The 15,464-nt window shown below is 68.3% G+C and carries 13 protein-coding genes and 2 pseudogenes; 9 read left to right on the top strand and 6 right to left on the bottom strand.

Translation table 11 applies throughout. The features are described 5' to 3' along the window. From ACO0M4_RS17180 to ACO0M4_RS17165, 4 genes and pseudogenes are all read right to left on the bottom strand, one after another. A pseudogene (locus tag ACO0M4_RS17180) lies at positions 1-803 on the bottom strand (winged helix-turn-helix domain-containing protein); the annotation flags it as partial. A gap of 57 nt (positions 804-860) precedes the next feature. Further along, the gene (locus ACO0M4_RS17175; RefSeq protein WP_430371158.1) at positions 861-1,907 is read right to left on the bottom strand and encodes a hydroxymethylglutaryl-CoA reductase; all 1,047 of its coding nucleotides are present in this window, start codon (positions 1,905-1,907) and stop codon (positions 861-863) included. A 122-nt stretch (positions 1,908-2,029) separates the two neighbouring features. After that, positions 2,030-2,211, bottom strand: a pseudogene (locus tag ACO0M4_RS17170) (hypothetical protein); the annotation flags it as partial. 59 nt (positions 2,212-2,270) lie between these two features. Beyond that, positions 2,271-2,873 (bottom strand): hypothetical protein, encoded by a 603-nt coding sequence (locus ACO0M4_RS17165; protein ID WP_430371157.1) that lies wholly within the window; start codon positions 2,871-2,873, stop codon positions 2,271-2,273. Positions 2,874-3,638: 765 nt separating this feature from the next. Here ACO0M4_RS17165 and ACO0M4_RS17160 point away from each other — a divergent pair. From ACO0M4_RS17160 to ACO0M4_RS17150, 3 genes are all read left to right on the top strand, one after another. Further along, positions 3,639-4,459 (top strand): IS5 family transposase gene (locus ACO0M4_RS17160; RefSeq protein ID WP_430371155.1). Its coding sequence is split into 2 segments (ribosomal slippage): positions 3,639-3,999 and positions 3,999-4,459, totalling 822 coding nucleotides; the frame shifts between segments, so codons are not numbered across the junction. 38 nt (positions 4,460-4,497) lie between these two features. Continuing rightward, the gene (locus ACO0M4_RS17155) at positions 4,498-4,965 is read left to right on the top strand and encodes a transposase (protein ID WP_430371154.1); all 468 of its coding nucleotides are present in this window, start codon (positions 4,498-4,500) and stop codon (positions 4,963-4,965) included. Further along, entirely contained in the window at positions 4,962-5,177 is a 216-nt protein-coding gene (locus tag ACO0M4_RS17150) for a DivIVA domain-containing protein (protein WP_430371153.1), read from the top strand. The genes ACO0M4_RS17155 and ACO0M4_RS17150 overlap by 4 nt, the downstream gene beginning before the upstream one ends. A gap of 259 nt (positions 5,178-5,436) precedes the next feature. Here ACO0M4_RS17150 and ACO0M4_RS17145 read toward each other — a convergent pair whose 3' ends face one another. Next, positions 5,437-6,696 carry a phophatidylserine decarboxylase associated domain-containing protein gene (locus ACO0M4_RS17145; RefSeq protein ID WP_430371151.1) on the bottom strand — a complete coding sequence of 420 codons (1,260 nt, stop codon included), beginning with the start codon at positions 6,694-6,696 and terminating at the stop codon, positions 5,437-5,439. A gap of 349 nt (positions 6,697-7,045) precedes the next feature. On the opposite strand from ACO0M4_RS17145, the gene ACO0M4_RS17140 reads away from it, so the two are divergent. Both ACO0M4_RS17140 and ACO0M4_RS17135 read left to right on the top strand, forming a co-directional pair. Further along, positions 7,046-7,639 carry a TetR/AcrR family transcriptional regulator gene (locus ACO0M4_RS17140; protein WP_430371149.1) on the top strand — a complete coding sequence of 198 codons (594 nt, stop codon included), beginning with the start codon at positions 7,046-7,048 and terminating at the stop codon, positions 7,637-7,639. Next, on the top strand, positions 7,636-8,472 hold the full coding sequence (locus tag ACO0M4_RS17135) for an alpha/beta fold hydrolase (protein ID WP_430371147.1): 837 nt from the start codon (positions 7,636-7,638) through the stop codon (positions 8,470-8,472). Before ACO0M4_RS17140 ends, ACO0M4_RS17135 begins: the two co-directional genes overlap by 4 nt. A 216-nt stretch (positions 8,473-8,688) precedes the next feature. On the opposite strand, the gene ACO0M4_RS17130 is transcribed toward ACO0M4_RS17135, so the two are convergent. Beyond that, a complete protein-coding gene (locus ACO0M4_RS17130) occupies positions 8,689-10,140 on the bottom strand; it encodes an aromatic amino acid ammonia-lyase (protein ID WP_430371145.1) in 1,452 nt (483 codons plus the stop codon). A 174-nt stretch (positions 10,141-10,314) separates the two neighbouring features. Here ACO0M4_RS17130 and ACO0M4_RS17125 point away from each other — a divergent pair, with 174 nt between their 5' ends. The 4 genes from ACO0M4_RS17125 (at position 10,315) to ACO0M4_RS17110 (ending at position 15,384) form a co-directional block, all read left to right on the top strand. Next, positions 10,315-11,700 (top strand): MFS transporter, encoded by a 1,386-nt coding sequence (locus ACO0M4_RS17125; RefSeq protein WP_430371143.1) that lies wholly within the window; start codon positions 10,315-10,317, stop codon positions 11,698-11,700. A 370-nt stretch (positions 11,701-12,070) separates the two neighbouring features. Further along, entirely contained in the window at positions 12,071-13,588 is a 1,518-nt protein-coding gene (locus tag ACO0M4_RS17120; protein WP_430371141.1) for a cellulase family glycosylhydrolase, read from the top strand. Positions 13,589-13,957: 369 nt separating this feature from the next. Beyond that, entirely contained in the window at positions 13,958-14,536 is a 579-nt protein-coding gene (locus ACO0M4_RS17115; RefSeq protein WP_430371140.1) for a TetR/AcrR family transcriptional regulator, read from the top strand. After that, a complete protein-coding gene (locus tag ACO0M4_RS17110; protein ID WP_430371138.1) occupies positions 14,536-15,384 on the top strand; it encodes an MBL fold metallo-hydrolase in 849 nt (282 codons plus the stop codon). Before ACO0M4_RS17115 ends, ACO0M4_RS17110 begins: the two co-directional genes overlap by 1 nt. Positions 15,385-15,464 lie beyond the last annotated feature (80 nt).

Raw genomic sequence — 15,464 nt, 5'->3', positions numbered from 1 at the left:
GAGGTTGTCCCAGACGAGCACGATCGGAGCGTTGAGTTGTTGGTGGGCGGCGGTCAGCAGGTCGCGGTAGTCGGTCCAGGTGAAACTGCGTCTGCCGCCCCGCTTGTGATCGACGTGCCGCTTGGGCCGGTAGATCAGGCGTGAGCGTTCACCTTGCTTGTAGCAGGCCAGAGCAGCGATGGAGAAGCGGCGCTGGGAGCGTCCCCGCACCCTGATCACCGGGGTGTGCCCGCGCCTGGCCCAGGTGCGCGTTGTGGGCGGCGTCATCGAGAAACCGGCTTCGTCTTCGAAGCAGAGCCAGGCCCCGAGCGCCGCCACGACGGTTCCACGTGTGGCCAGGTCTCCTTCACCCAGCCGGTGACGGCTTCCTCGTTGCGCTCCAGCGCGCGGCGGGCCGGGACCTGGTGGCTGAAGCCGTGCCGGTGCAGCATCTGCGCGATCGCCGACAGCGTCATGCTCTTGTGGAACCGGCGCCCGATCAGGGTCTTGATCCGCGCCAGCGTCCAGGTCTGGTCCGGCCAGCCGTGCGCCACCGGCCCACGGGCCAACTCCTGCTCGAACACCTCGAACAGTGCCTCGCTCAGTTTGGGCCTGGACGCCGGCCCCTTCGACTCCAAGGCCGACGTGCCGCCGTGCTCCCACGCCTGGTGCCACCGCTGCACCGACCTCACGCTGACACGTAACTGTCTGGCGACCACGGCATTGTCGTGTCCTAGGGCGAACAACTCGGCTGCCTGCACCCGGATGTGCTCGCGAAACGAGCGTCGCTCCGCGGTCAGCCCGCCACCTTGCGGATACCTCATGCAACCGGCTTACCGCGGTAACCACCACTTGTCAGCCACGACATCACGCCAACAAAGTCAGTAACCTTGTTTGCGTTCCAGGTGGATGTGCGCGCGCATGAGTTCGCCCGGGTTCGTCAGCGCCGCCAGGGTTGAGAGTTCGCCGCACAGCACTGTGGCGGCCGCGATGACGGCGAGTCGGCGTGCGTTCTCTCCTGGCTCCCGCTCGGCCCGGCAGCCGAGCCGCGTCAGATTGGCCTCGACGAAGTCCAGATCCTTGCCGTTGCCGACCGTGCCGACGATCAGGTTCGGCAACGTGCACGAGAAATAGAGGTCACCCTCCCGGTCTTCGGCCACGGTCACACCCTGTGAGCCTTCGACGATATTTGCCGCGTCCTGGCCAGTCGCCAGGTAGAAGGCGAGCAGCATGTTCGCGTAGTGCGCGTTGGCCGAGCGTATTCCACCGGCGAGCAGCGTTCCGATCAGGTTCTTGCGCACGTTCAGCTCGGCTATTTTGGCGGCCGTGGTGTGCAGCATGTCGATAACCACCGAGCGCGGCACGAGCAGTTCGGTTACCACGTTCTTTCCACGGCCCAGGATTCCGTTGACGGCGGTCGCTTTCTTGTCGGTGCAGTAGTTTCCGGAAATCGATCCGTAGGAAAGTCCTGGAATGTTGTGCAGGATGTGCTCCAAGAGCGCGTCGGCCGCGAGCGTCGCCATGTTGTGCCCGGACGCGTCGCCGGTGGTGAACTCGAACCGGATGAACAACAAGTTGGCCGTGATCTCGTGCCGGATGCCGACCAGTTCGGCGAATCCGCTACAGGCGCGCACAACCTTGCCCAAGACGTCGAACTGCGCGTCGAGCTGGCGCGCGGCTGCGTACGCGGTCTGTGCGTCTTCGGCCTCGACGAGCACCGAGCGGGTCATCCGGTCGTCGACGAGGGTGGCGACGATACCGCGCTCGGTCTGCCGGGATATTTTTGCGCCGCGCCCCACGGAAGGCCACAGCGGTGACTCGTAGGTGGCGAGCGGGACTTCGGTCTCCGCGGTTGCGATGTTTCCCGAAATTCTCAGTGGTCCCACCCACCTCATGGGGACCCCGGCGATTCCGTGAATGTCGTTCATCGTGCACTTCCCGTTGTCTGGCGGATGGCGCGAGGGCGCCGGACGCGGGCGCGGGCGCGCGCGTCTCGACTCCGCGGTCGGTCCGCAGCAGCGTAGAGTGCCGTGGATCATGAGCGCGCACCGATCCCCGCACGGCGCGGATCCCCCTCGGGTGCCGGATGCACCTGCCCCATCAAGTCACCCTCGATGATCGCGTGGGAGACTCCGTGGCGCGCAGCAGCGCCGAGACCGCCCACCTCACCGTCGTCTCGCCAACACCAGCTCGCCCTCCGATGAGCAGTAATTCTGCGTGTTCCGTGAGGATCTGAGGGGCCGCCGGCCAGATTCTGGCGAGCCACTCCTCAGTTTGCTCAGGCAGAGGTGCTACCGCCGCTGCGCGAAGCGGGCGAGGAGGTTCTTGGCCTGGGCGGCAGTAATGCCGAGGGCCTCACCAACTTCTTCTGGCTCCATCGTCCGTTGCACCGGCGTGGCGGCATGGTAGCCAGTGTTCTTCGCGAGGATTTCCAGGCGGCGAGCGGCTTTGAGGGCCACGGCGGGCATCTTGGTCGTGAGTTGGGTGAGCGCGAGTTCCGTCCTGTCCAGCAGTTCGATGATTTCCTCAGGGATCGTGACGGTCGACGCTTCCACTTGCTCGATGTGTTTGTCCCAGTCCATCAGGCACTGGTTTGCGGCCTTGTTCGCCTCCTCATCTTCGCGCAAGGGGATATCGCCGATCCGCTCCCAGTCGAGCGGATACTCCGTACCGGTCCAACCGCACGCACAGACCCCACGCAGCACATGCGCACGCCGCCCGTGGAAGCGGCGGCCGTCGTACACGGACCAGTGCGTGCTCTGCTGTGCAAAACTTCCAGAGGCTGAGCCGAAGTAGACCGGCTCGGGGACGCTCCGGTCCTCCAGCAGCACGCCGACCCGGCCCGCGTGCGACTCCCCGAACTCATCCGTCTTGTACGACTCGTCTTCCCGCATCTCCCGCATCCCTTCGCGCTACCGCACCTCAGCCCCGAACCCACCTGGATTGCGGGCACACCACGACCATCCCGCAACCAGCACACCGCCGGCAGCAAATACCGAGAACCCGCGGAACAACGGGCGCCCGCCACAGCAGGCCACCACGGTGCGAAGGTCGCCCAAAAGGCCGACGCCGGATGCGGCCTGGCGGCAGGGGCGTGGTCTGACGGTCGCGCAGCTGGCGGGGAAGGTCACCCCGGTCTGAAACCTGCCCTCTCCCTCCGGCTATCGCGTGGGGAAGCCGCGTCGTCTTCCGAGAAAGGCTCGCTCATAGGGTCTGACCTGGGCAAACGGGCGGCCGTTGGTTGGGGGATTCGCGTGGGCCGCGGGCCGCAGTGGTGCCAGGCAGCGGGGACGACAGCGCCCTATGGCCCGGATACCGGTCCTCCCCACAGACAAGCCCAAGTTGTCTGTTTCCCCATAAAACACGGCGACTTGCTTCTATATATGGATCATGCTGGAAACGATTCGACCGCGGGAGCACGAGGATGCGTCATCCTCGCGCACTACGTATGTTGCAGCAGCTACAGCGCCCGGGACTACTCCTGAGCTGCGGAAATTCTGTCCGCACACGCGCGGCACCTCAGAGAAGCGTCGGCGATTCCGGCCGGAGCGGCATGACCGATTCCGGCCTCCCTCGACGCCTGCCAGCACGCTTAGAGGAGCTAACAGAAAGCCTCTGTGTGGCCATGCCTGGGTCTTTGGTGGCTCGTTGGGTAGGTCATGGGGAAGGGGAAGCATCCGCCGTGGGTGGTAACGGATGACTTGTGGGGGCGGTTCGAGCCTCTGTTGCCAGTGCGTGAGCGCAGATTCCGCAACGCTGGGCGTCTGCCGTTGGACGACCGGCGGTGTCTACAGGGGATTCTGTTCGTGCTGCATACCGGTATCCAATGGGAGTGGCTGCCACAGGAGCTCAGCTTCGGCTCAGTTATGACGTGCTGGCGCCGGCTGCGGGACTGGAACGAGGCCGGGGTGTGGGACCGACTCCACCAGGTGTTGCTGACCGAGCTGCACCAGGCGGGGAAGCTGGACTGGTCGCGGGCGGTGATCGACGGCTCGCACCGGCAGGCACGTCAGGGCGGCCCAAAACCGGCCCGAGCCCGGTCGACCGTGCCAGACCGGGCTCGAAGCACCACGTGATCACTGATGCCCATGGCACCCCGCTGGCCATCACGCTCACCGGCGGCAACCGGCACGATGTCACCCAGCTGCTGCCCCTGCTCGACGCGATACCCCACATCAAGGGACGCACCGGCAGACCTCGTCACCGGCCGCGGCAGCTGTTCGCCGACCGCGGCTACGACTTCGACAAGTACCGCCGCCTGCTGTGGAAACGTGGGATCAAGCCGGTCATCGCACGACGCGGCGTGCCGCATGGTTCCGGGCTCGGCACCGTCCGCTGGGTCGTTGAGCGCACGAATGCCTGGATCCATGGCTTCCGTCGACTGCGGATCCGTTGGGAGATCCGCGACGACGTCCACGAAGCCTTCCTCAAACTGGCCTGCTGCGTGATCGCCTACCGACGCGTCCAAGCATTCTGTTAGCTCCTCTTAGTGTTCCTGACACAAAACTCGACCAGGTCATGGCCCGGATCGCGGGCAGATTCGGGCGAGTTGAGCCCAGGGCCGCAGCCCGCGCTTACCTGCTTGGACTGCTGTCGAGCGTCGAACGGAAGAACTGTTGGCAGTTGGCCGAACAGACGGGCCATACGCAGCCCGGGCCGATGCAACGTCTACTGCCCTACGCCCGTTGGTACGCCGATGCTGTCCGCGACGACTTGCGCGCCTATGCCGCCGAACACCTCTGTGCCGACGACGGCGTTCTCGTTGTCGACGAGGCCGGCTTCCTGAAGAGGAGCCGCTCCTCGGCAGGGGTACAGCGGCAGTACACCGGCACAGCAGGACGCATCGAGAACGCCCAGGTCGGCATGTTCCTCGCCCTGACGGCCGTTCCGAAGTGTCGGTGCGCAGGGGTACTTTTCCTTCCGTCAGGAAGAGATCAGACGGGAACGGATGGGGGTTGCGCACGGTGTTCTCGCGCAAGGCAGTGAGTAAGATAGGGAGCCCGGACGGCCGTTTCGGGTTCTCCCTGGTGCGGCGCGGTTATGACCGCAAGCAGGTCGATGCGTACGTCGAGCGACTGTCCCCGGCAGGGCCGCCGGCCGAACCGCCGGCGTTCGACGTGGCCCGGCGGGGATACGACCGGCAGCAGGTCGACGCCTATGTCGAAGAGCTACGGGCGCGTAGGAGCCCCGGAGAATAGTCGCCGCGCAGCCGATGATCGGCAGGCCGGTGCCGCCACCGTCGCTGAGGCGGTACGGGGCACCGGCGGCCTTCACCGACCGGACCGGGCGAGGCCAGGCCCGGCCAGGAAACAAACGAAATCACCTGCCCCGGCCCCCTCTATGAGCGGGACGCCTTGACCACACGATCTGGCGCATCAACCAGCACTTCCCCGCCGGCTCGTGCCCGCGCACATGGCGCATCGACTGTCTGGCGTGTGTGGTGAGTGATACGTGCCCTCACAACAGGTTCCCGCTCGCGATCTGAGCATTGACCCGGATCGGGTCCCCACCCCAGGGATGCTCGATGGGGTCGTTGTTCCGCACGGTGAATTCGTTGATCAGGCCCTTCTCGAAGAGCACGCACATGCTGGAACCGCCGTAGCTGAACATGCCGAGCTCATCGCCCTTGCTGACCGGCTTTCCGATGAGATCGGTTCTGAGAACGACCGAGGAGATCTCCGTGATCCCGATCGGCATGAGGCAGACCTTCTTGCCGAAGTCGCTGTCGATGAAGACCAGTCCGCGGGTGTTGACCGATGCCTCGTATCCCTGAGACAGGACACCCGCGTCCTTGTCCGGCCGGACGGTCTCGCTGAACATCAGCCCGGGGATGAGCTCCATGTGTGTGACGGTGCCGTTGACCGGCGAGCGCCACCGGTGATAGTCGGCACCCGAGAGGAACGACTGGAATACATAACCTCCGACGAACGGTTCCGCGCGCTCACGCCCGCGCACCATGTCCGTCAGCGAGTACGGCTGGGCCTTGAGCCAGAACCGGTCGTTCGGCGAGGTGACCTGCTTGTACGTCCATACCTGGCCGTCGTTGGGCGCGACGATGGCATCCGGCATCGGATCCACCGGGCGGCATTCCTCCTTGATCTCGCGGTGGAAGAAGGCGTTGTAGGACGCGAAGCCGCCGTCGGGCTGATCGGGCTTGGGAATGACGAAGTCGTCGAGGTTGAACTCCTTCCAGGCGGCCGGGGAAAGCCAGCCGAACTCGCTCCTGTTGAGGACCGAGCGGCTCTTCTGACTGTCCAGATAGCCGCACCACTCCGAAAGGATCTCCCTGAGTGCGTTGTTGAACGGCTGGAGGCGGAAGGCGACCTCGCCCGCATTCGTCTCCATCATGTGCACGAAGAGGGCGGACATCGGGAAAGCGATCCGCTTGGCCTTGTCCGGGTTGTACTCCGGGGCCGTCCCGGTGATGTAGTTGAGACAGTTCAGCAGCTGTGGAATGTCGGTGACGCTCCGCTGGTCCGACGGGACCTGTTCGATCATCTCGGTCACGTACTGTCTGACGGTCCCGTCCAGCTCGATCAGGTCGGCCAACGCCTGGACCGCGGGGCTGAATTCCTCTTCGTAGTCCGCGACCTTCTGGACGAGCTCCGCCTGCCACTCGTCGACCGCGGCTCGGCTCTCCGGCAGATAGCCGGCGAGCCGACCGAAGGAGTGCTGATACCGCGCCTCCAGCGTGGTCTGCAGGATGTCGTCGCTCATGAAGTACGCCCTTCCGGTCGTCCCATTTGCCCCGAATGTGAACGCGAACCTACGTCTCGCCTCGCTTCCCCGCATCGCCCGCTCGGGTGATGCGTCGCAATTGAGCACGTCGGCCATGTGTCGCTGCACGAACGGGCGGCGCTAACTGAAGGCGTGTGCGGCGTCCTCGACATGGCCGGTCGAGTAGCCATAAGCCCGCCCGGCCTGGCTGGCGGCTGCCGTGGCGCGGCCTGCGGCGTGGGCGTGAAGGCAGACCCGGACGCCATCTTCCCGTGCATGCACTATGCGCTTGCCATTCCTAGGAGCCCTAGGATAAAACTAGGGCCCCTAGGAAACGTAAGGAGGGCGCATGGTGCGGGCCGGACTGACGGCGGAGCGGGTGACGATCGCGGGCGCCGAGTTGGCGGACGAGGTCGGGCTCGACCACGTGACCATGTCTCAGGTCGCGCGACGGCTGGGTGTGAAGGACGCGAGCCTCTACACGCATGTCCGCAGCCTGGAGGATCTGCGCGGACGGATCGCGCTGCTGGCGGCGGACGAGAAGACCATCCGTATCGCGGAGGCGACCGCGGGGCGGGCGGGCAAGGACGCGCTGGTGGCGTTTGCGAACGCCTGGCGGGAGTACGCCCGCGAGCATCCGGGCCGCTACACGGCGACGCAGACCCCGATCCAGATCGACCCCGAGCTGGTTGCGAAGGCGCCCGGACCGCGGCGCGCGGTCGAGTTGAGCTACGGCATGCTCCGCGGCTACGGACTGGCCGAGCCCGACCTAACCGACACGGTCCGGTTGCTGCGCAGCACGTTCCACGGGTTCGTCGCCTTGGAGGCCGCGGGCGGATTCGCGCACGAGCGTCCAGCGCAGCGCTCCTGGCTCCGTGCCCTCGACGCCCTGCACGCCCTCCTGGAGCACTGGCCCCCGTCCGGAGAAGGAGCATCCTCATGACCGACCCGACCATCGGCAACCTGCGCGTCAACGGCGCGACCCTGCACTACGAAGTACGCGGCCGGGGACCGCTCCTGCTGCTGATCCCCGGAGGGACGGGCGGCGCGGCCTCCTTCGACGGCGTCGTCGACGATCTGGCCGCCGCATACACCGTTGCCACCTACGACCCGCGCGGCATGTCCCGCAGCACGCTGGACGACCCCGAGGCCGAGCAGCACGTGGCCGAGCACGCCGATGACGCGTTCCGCATGCTTGAACTGTTGTCGCCCGGTGCGCCGGCCCGGGTGTTCGGCGCGAGCTCGGGTGCGATCGCCGCGCTGCACCTGCTCACCGCCCATCCCGAACGCGTCGAACGCGTCGTGGTGCACGAGCCCCCGGTGGTTGAGGTCCTCCCGGACGCCGCCGAACACCGCGTGCTCATCGCACGCGTTCAGGAGACTTTCCGCACCCAGGGGCTCATGCCGGCGATGGCCGTCTTCGCCGCGGGTCTGAAGAAGGACGGCGACACCACGGAGCCGAAGGCCGAGGTCAAGCTCCCGCCGCAGGCAGCGGCGCGAGCCGAGCAGACGATGGCCAACCTGCCGTACTTCGTCGGGCGCATCGTCCCCGGCTTCATGTCCTACGCCCCGGACATCCACCGGCTGGCGGCACTGTCGGACCGACTCGTGCTCGCCTGCGGTCAGGACTCACCCGGCGAGCTGTCCTACCGTCCGGCCGCCTTCCTGGCCGAGCGTCTTGGCACGGAACTCCTCCACTTCCCCGGCGGACACACCGGACTGACCACGCACCCCGCCGAGTTCGGCGAACTCCTGCACCGGGCCTTCCGGGCCTAGCGGTTGCGGTGGTCCGCCCGATCTCATGTGGCGGCCGTCAGTGGATTCGTTGGCGGGGCCAGGGGTCCTTCCCGCGGGTCCCGGGCGTTGCCCGCTCCGCCATGCCGACGTCCACCGTCACACTCGTCCACACGTCGCGAACGTCACGCTCATCCTCCATCCTCACGTCGCGGGTCTGGTCGGCGCAGGAGTGCGGCCGCGTCACGGTGGGGGTGGTCAGTACGTGGCCAGTTCCGCGAGCAGTTGTTCGGCGGCGGCGATCTCGTTGCTGAGCGTGTGGTCCTCGGCGATGTACGGCAGGCGGTCCGCGGCGGCGGCGAAGGCGCGGGAGACCGGCGCGGGCGGCAAAGGCGCGCCGGACTGCCGCAACGCCCTTACTGCGCCGATCAGTTCGCAGGCCAGGACCGTGCGGTAGGCGTCGGCCGCGGCGGCGGAGGAACGCGCGGCGTGGGTGGAGAAGCTCGCGTGGTCCTCCAGGCCCCGTGAGATCACCGCCGTGCCGAGGGTGACCGGGGCGGCGGCGTGCCGGAGTTGGGCGAGCGCGTCGTGCGCCACGTATTCGAGGATCATGATGCCGGAGCTGCCGGCAGGCCCCGAGGCGAGGAACGGCGTCAGCTTGGTGAGGTCCGGTTCCACCAGGTCGCTCAGGCGGGCTGCCGAGAGTTCGGCGGCGTGGTGGAGGGCGGCACGCAGGCCGTCCAGGGCGAGGGCGAGAGGGGCGGTGGAGAACTGGCCGTGGTGGTGGATCTGTTCGCGTGCGATGTCGATGAGCGGGTTCTCGGCGGCGGCGTTGATGTCGATGGTCAGGACGCGTTCGAGCGTGTCGGCGGCATCGAGGGCCGGCCCGTGCACTTGCGGGTAGGCACGCAGTCCGAAGGGGTCTTGGAGCCTGCGGCCCGCGGGGGCGTCCTCGTCCAGTCCGAGGAGGCGGCGCATCGCGGCGGCGCAGGCCACTGAGCCGGGGTGCGGGCGGGCCTCGTGCACGGCTGCGGCATACGCCTCGGGGGAGCCGCCGAGCGCGCAGTAGGACAGCGCGGTGACCGCATGGCTCGCGCGCAGCAGCTGCCGCAGGTCGTACCAGGCCAGTACGGACTGCGTGAGGGTGACGGCGTTGCTGGAGATGAAGGCGAGCGCGTCACCGGGGCTGATCGGGACCGGGTCCAGGGCCCGTCCCGCGTACGGCAGTTCGCCGGCCAGGGTCAGTGCGATCTCGGCGAGGGTGGTGAGGTCGCCGGTGCCGAGGGCGCCGCGGGCGTGGACGGAGGGCAGTGCGTCCGCGTCCAGCGCGGCCTGGAGCGCCCGCAGCAGTCGGGGGTGCACGCCGCTACCGCCGGCCGCCAACTGGTTGAGCCGGACGAGGAGCGCGCCGCGTACGACGTCGTCGGGCAGTCGTTCGCCGCTGCCGCCCGCGTGGCTGCGCAGCAAGCGCAATCCGTGCTGGTCTGCGGCCTCCTGGTCGACGACGGCATGGCGGTTGGCGCCGACCCCGGTGGTTCTGCCGTACACCGCGCGCTTGGCCCCGCTGTCCCGGGCGATCTCGTAGGCCCGTTCAGCGCGCTTCAGCGCTTTCTCGTCCAACTCCACTGGAGCGGGTTGCCGCGCGGCGTGCACGACGTCGATGCAACCGAGGTCCGTACCGGTGATACGGAGGGGAGCGGTGTCCGGCATGAAGACTCCTCTTGACAAGCTGCTATTCACCTCGCAGGCTGCATGAAACCTTCCATTCGTCACGCTGGCAAGAGCCTCCACCCACCGCATTCGGGGCTCCGCACACTGTGCCCGTCCCACCCCGTCCGCGGCCGCAAGGCTCCTGCGTCCCCCTGAACGGAGAGCTCGTCAGCCATGCCCGAAGACAGGCTCCGCCCCGTTACGCCCAGCCTCACAGAACCCCCTGAGCAGACCCCCGGCCGCCCGACGCCACCCTCGGAAGGCGCCTCCTTCGACGACGTACCGCTCAACCGCTTCCACCTCAAGATCACCGCGTTGACCTTCGGGGCGAACTTCTCCGACGGCTACCAACTGGGCATCATCGGCATCGCGTTGACCGCGATGGCCCCGCAGATGCACCTCGGCTCGCTGTGGCAGGGCCTGATGGGCGCCTCCGCCCTCATCGGCGTCTTCGTCGGCAGCATCGTCATCGGTTGGGCCGCCGACCGCATGGGCCGGCAGCGGCTCTACATGCTCGACTTCCTCCTCATCGCCCTCGCCTCCGTCCTGCAGTTCTTCGTCTCCGGACCCGTCGAACTGTTCGTCCTGCGGCTGCTGATCGGATTCGGCATCGGCGCCGACTACGCGCTCGGGCCCACACTCGTCGCGGAGTTCGTACCGCGTCGCTACCGAGGCGGCCTGCTGGCGTCCCTGACCGTCTTGTGGACCGTCGGCTACATCGCCGCCTTCTTCTTCGGCACGTACCTCGTCGGCCTGGGCGGCGACTCCTGGCGCTGGCTGCTGGCCAGCAGCGCCCTGCCCGCGATCGTCGTGCTCCTGTTGCGGATCGGCACGCCGGAATCGCCGCGCTGGCTGATCGGCAAGGGCCGGATCGACGAGGCTCGCCAGGTCATCGCCCGGCACGTGGGCGGCCAGGTCGACTTCGAAGCCTTCGTCGCACAGCAGCGCAGCGAGCGGAAGCCGGCTCCCTACCGGGCGCTCTTCGGCCGGCAGCACTGGAAGAACACGGCGTTCGGCGTCCTCTTCTACAACTGCCAGGTGATCCCGTACTTCGCGATCTACACCTTCCTCCCGCTCGTCCTCGTCAAGATCAGCCTGGACGGCCAGGGATTCCTCAGCGAGGCGCTGCTCAACCTGTTCCTGTTGCTGGGCGGTGTCGCCGGGCTGTGGTGCGTGGCCAGGCTGACCCGGCGCCGGCTGACCATCGGCTCCTTCGCCGTGCTCGCCGCGTCCCTGGCACCCATGGGCATCTGGCCGGACGCCCCGGCCGCGGTCCTCTTCCCGCTGTTCCTGGTCTTCACCTTCACCATGGCCGCGGCCACCAACCTCGACCAGGTCTACCCGCCCGAGCTCTTCCCCACGCAACTGCGCAGTTCCGGCGTCGGCCTGCTCAACGGCATGAGCCGCGTCGGCTCGGCCATCGGAACCTTCCTCCTCCCGGTCAGCCTGAGCAGTTTCGGCTTCGCACCGACCATGATCGCCCTGGCCGTGATCCTCCTGATCGGCGCCCTGGTGTCCCTGCTGTGGGCCCCCGAGACGAGCGGCGCCGCGCTGGACTGACGCCACCGGGCGGGTGTGCGTCGTCGTCGCCCCACAGGCACAGTGCCACGTGCGAACAGGCCCGGCGCTCCGGCGACCATGCGGATGATCGTCGAAGCGCCGGGCGGGAGCGGCCTCACGCGACACCGAAGTGACCGCCCGTCCGACGAGCCGCCAGCAGAAGCCCGCTCCCCGTGCTTCCCACTTCTCCGCTGAGACGACCGGAGGGATCGGAAGAAACTCCCCGATTCCTACGGTGTGTCAGATTCAGCTCACAGGAGTGCCCCGCCACATCCCTTCCTTCTGCGTCTTGCGTGGCGCAGAATCCCAGCGGCGGGCGTCGGCTTACTGATCTGACCAGACGTCAAGTCCCTGCCAACGGGAGGCTGTCATGCGTCTGCGCCGCGCCGTCCTACCCCTTGCCCTCGGACTGGCGATGCTGTGTGCGGTCATGGTTGCCGGCCCTGCCACGGAGCCGGCAGCGGCCGCGCGGACAGTCACCTGGTCCGCGCCGTTGGCCGCGCGGAACGGGCGGGCAGCCGCCTGGGCCGTCCCCTCCGGCACCGTCACCGGGCCCGACGGCCGTACGTTCTTCGCCGATCGGGACGGCCGGGTCCTGCGACCGCGCGGGCTCAACCTCGGCAAGACCGACACGGTGACCGAGGAGCACATCGCCCAGTTGGCCGGCGACGGCTTCGACCTCGTGCGGCTCAACATCCAATGGGAGAAGGTCGAACCGCACCGCGGCCGCTACGACTCCGGCTACCTGCGCTACCTCGACCGGGTGCTGGGCTGGGCCGACCGCTACCGGGTGCTGGTCCTGATCGACTGGCACCAGGACGCCTTCGGGCCGGCGTTCGGCCACAACGGCATCCCCGCCTGGGCCACCCGCACCGACGGACTGCCCTTCCACCCCAACCCCGACGACTGGTTCGCGGACTACTTCCAGCCCGCCGTCCAGGCCGCCTTCACCCACCTGTACGACGACCCCGACCTGCGCGCCGCCCAGCAGGCCGCCTACGCCAAGGTCGCGGCCGCTCTGCGGGGACACCGCTCGTTGTTGGGCTACGACCTGTTCAACGAGCCCTTCGGACCGGTTCCCGGCGATCCGACCAAACCCGACGACCAGATCCGTGCTTCCGCCGCCCTGGAGCGCGGGCGGTTGGCGGCCATGTACCGGCGGTTGATCGGCGCCGTCCGCTCCGCCGACCCCGACGCGTGGCTCTTCGTCGAACCCACCGTCCTGGTCGGCCAGGGCGTCCCCACCAGCCTGCCCGGCTTCCACGACCCGCGGCCCGGCGCGGCGCGGTTGGGCTACGCCCCGCACTACTACGACACCGCCGTAGAATCGGGCGCCGACTGGGACCCCTCGGGGCGCTTCATCGAGCGGTACGAAGCCGCCATCGGCCGCTACCCCACCGCCCACCGGCTCCCGGTACTGGTCGGCGAATGGGGCCCGCCGCAGGCCCGCACGCCCGGCAACGCAGAGCTGATACGGCGTCAAATAGTCTCCATGGACGGCTTCGCCTCGGGATGGGCGCTGTGGTACGACTGCCGCGCGGACAGCGGCGGCGGCTACTGCGCCTACGACCGCGACGGCAGCCCCGCCCCCGGAAAGGAACCGGCCTTCGCCCCGTACGCGCCCGCGGTGGCGGGCATCCCCGGCGCCGAGTCCTACGCCCCGGCCACGCGGACCTACACCCTCACCTTGACCGCGAACCGCACGACACGGCGCGCCTGGACACTCCTGTCCCTACCGACCAGGGCCTTCCCCCACGGAGTGCACGTAACCGTCACCGGGGCCGGCCCGGCCGTCGTGGTGGTCGCGGGCGGGTCTGGCCGAGCGAAGTTGCGGCTGCCCGCGGCACGACCGGGGGCTCGGGTGCGAGTAACCGTCTCGGTTCGTTGATTCTCCGTCACCAAATAAACACACAACGGAAGTTGAACCTCCCGCCCTCCCCCGCAGGCCCATCGTCGCGCGACGGCAGACATCTTCGCGGATGGGTGATCTGTGCCGAGGAGAGCCGGCCCTACCTGGGTTCCCGCGGGGGCTTTCCTCCCTGGCCGAACGCGGGCCGCTGTCCTTGCGCGTCGCGGACGGGCTGCCGCCGGATCGCGCCACTGAGGAACACGAGCGACTGGCCGAAGGCGCCTGCGGGGACGGCTCGTTCTGACGCCGTGACATCGCCGGCCGGGCGGCGGAGCGAGGGGCGGACGACTCCTTCTACGGACCCGTAATCACTAGACCGGTCGTCATAGTTGGGTTAGCGTGACGGGCATGGCTCGCCGAACTGACACCCGGCGGCGGATGCTTGAGTCCGCTGCCGAGCTCTTTCACACGCAGGGTTATCACGCCACCGGCCTCAACCAGGTGGTCACCACCAGCGGGGCCCCGAAGGGATCGCTGTACTTCCATTTCCCGGGCGGCAAGGAACAACTGGCCGCCGAGGCGCTCCGGATGTCCGGCAGCCAACTCTGCGAGGTGCTGCGGGAGGTCGTCGCGGAGGCTCCGGACGCGGTGAGTGCGGTCCGCGCGGTCGTGGATCTCCTGATCGGCGCGCTGACCGGGTCCGGTTTCCAGCGTGGCTGCCCACTCGCGGCCGTCACGCTGGACGCCGCGGCGGACAGCGAACAGATCCGGCAGGCATGCGCCGAGGGTTACGACTCCTGGCGCGAGCTGCTCGCCGGATTCTTCACCGAGCAGGGGCTGGCCGCGGAGCGGGCGGGCGCCCTGGCAACCGTTGTGCTCGCGTCGATCGAGGGTGGCCTGCTGCTGGCGAAGGCCAGTCACGACCCCGCGCCGTTGCACGCGGTCGCCGACCATCTGTACGCCACGGTCGAGAAGGAGCTTTCCTGATGCGCGTCCACCACTTGAACGGCGGCACCCTCCGTCCGCTCGGCGGTCGACTCCTCGACGGCGAGGCAGGGCTGTTTCGGCGCGCCGAGATGGTCTGCCACTGTCTGTTGCTGGAAACCGATACGGGCCTGGTCCTCGTCGAGACCGGGTTCGGCACCCAGGCCACCCATCGTCCCGAGGAGTGGCTCGGCCGGCGGTTCCTGCGGGTGAGCAGCCCGGACATCGACGCCGAGCAGCCAGTCGTCCGGCAGATCGCGCGGCTGGGATTCGACCCGGGCGATGTGCGGCACATCGTCCTCACCCACCTCGATCTCGACCACGCCGGCGGGCTGGTGGACTTCCCCCAGGCGACCGTGCACGTCTACGCCGAGGAACTCCGCGCGGCTGAGCAGCCCCGCACCACGCTCGACCGCAGCCGGTACCGGGCAGCCCAATTCGCGCACCAGCCGAAGTGGGCGCCCCACGCGGGCGGCGGCGAGCCGTGGTTGGGCCTCGAAGCCGTCCGCGAACTGGACGGCCTGCCGCCGGAGATCCCGCTCGTCCCACTCGCCGGCCACACCCGCGGTCACGCCGGGGTCGCCATCGACACGGGCGACGGCTGGTTGCTGCATGCCGGCGACGCCTACTTCCACCCCGGCGAACTCGACCCGGTCCGACCGCACTGCCCGCCCGCGCTCGCCCTGTTCGAGTCGATGATGCAGACCGAGAAACGAGCGCGGCTGCACAACCAGCAGCGGCTGCGTGAACTGGCCCGCGACCATGGCGGCCGCGTCCAGATCTTCTCGGCGCACAACTCCGCCGAATACCGCCACCACGCCGCCACACCGTCCAAGGCCGCCGCCACCTGACCGACCCGGCCCGGCACGACCGTTGACGGGCAGTGCGGAGCGAGCTTCGGACCGTCCTCCCGTCGAGGGGCGCGACCGGT

Source organism: Streptomyces sp. RGM 3693 (assembly GCF_050471125.1).
Lineage (GTDB): Bacteria > Actinomycetota > Actinomycetes > Streptomycetales > Streptomycetaceae > Streptomyces.
The sequence above is the reverse complement of the archived record's forward strand: the minus strand, read 5'-3'. Positions and strand labels throughout refer to the sequence as shown.

Bases quoted from the DNA above. Each gene is read 5' to 3' on its own strand.
- ACO0M4_RS17140 (WP_430371149.1), top strand. From the start codon at position 7,046: ATGGTGCGGGCCGGACTGACGGCGGAGCGGGTGACGATCGCGGGCGCC.
- ACO0M4_RS17155 (WP_430371154.1), top strand. From the start codon at position 4,498: ATGGCCCGGATCGCGGGCAGATTCGGGCGAGTTGAGCCCAGGGCCGCA.
- ACO0M4_RS17115 (WP_430371140.1), top strand. From the start codon at position 13,958: ATGGCTCGCCGAACTGACACCCGGCGGCGGATGCTTGAGTCCGCTGCC.
- ACO0M4_RS17130 (WP_430371145.1), bottom strand. From the start codon at position 10,140: ATGCCGGACACCGCTCCCCTCCGTATCACCGGTACGGACCTCGGTTGC.
- ACO0M4_RS17145 (WP_430371151.1), bottom strand. From the start codon at position 6,696: ATGAGCGACGACATCCTGCAGACCACGCTGGAGGCGCGGTATCAGCAC.
- ACO0M4_RS17110 (WP_430371138.1), top strand. From the start codon at position 14,536: ATGCGCGTCCACCACTTGAACGGCGGCACCCTCCGTCCGCTCGGCGGT.
- ACO0M4_RS17165 (WP_430371157.1), bottom strand. From the start codon at position 2,873: ATGCGGGAAGACGAGTCGTACAAGACGGATGAGTTCGGGGAGTCGCAC.
- ACO0M4_RS17135 (WP_430371147.1), top strand. From the start codon at position 7,636: ATGACCGACCCGACCATCGGCAACCTGCGCGTCAACGGCGCGACCCTG.
- ACO0M4_RS17125 (WP_430371143.1), top strand. From the start codon at position 10,315: ATGCCCGAAGACAGGCTCCGCCCCGTTACGCCCAGCCTCACAGAACCC.
- ACO0M4_RS17175 (WP_430371158.1), bottom strand. From the start codon at position 1,907: ATGAACGACATTCACGGAATCGCCGGGGTCCCCATGAGGTGGGTGGGA.
- ACO0M4_RS17120 (WP_430371141.1), top strand. From the start codon at position 12,071: ATGCGTCTGCGCCGCGCCGTCCTACCCCTTGCCCTCGGACTGGCGATG.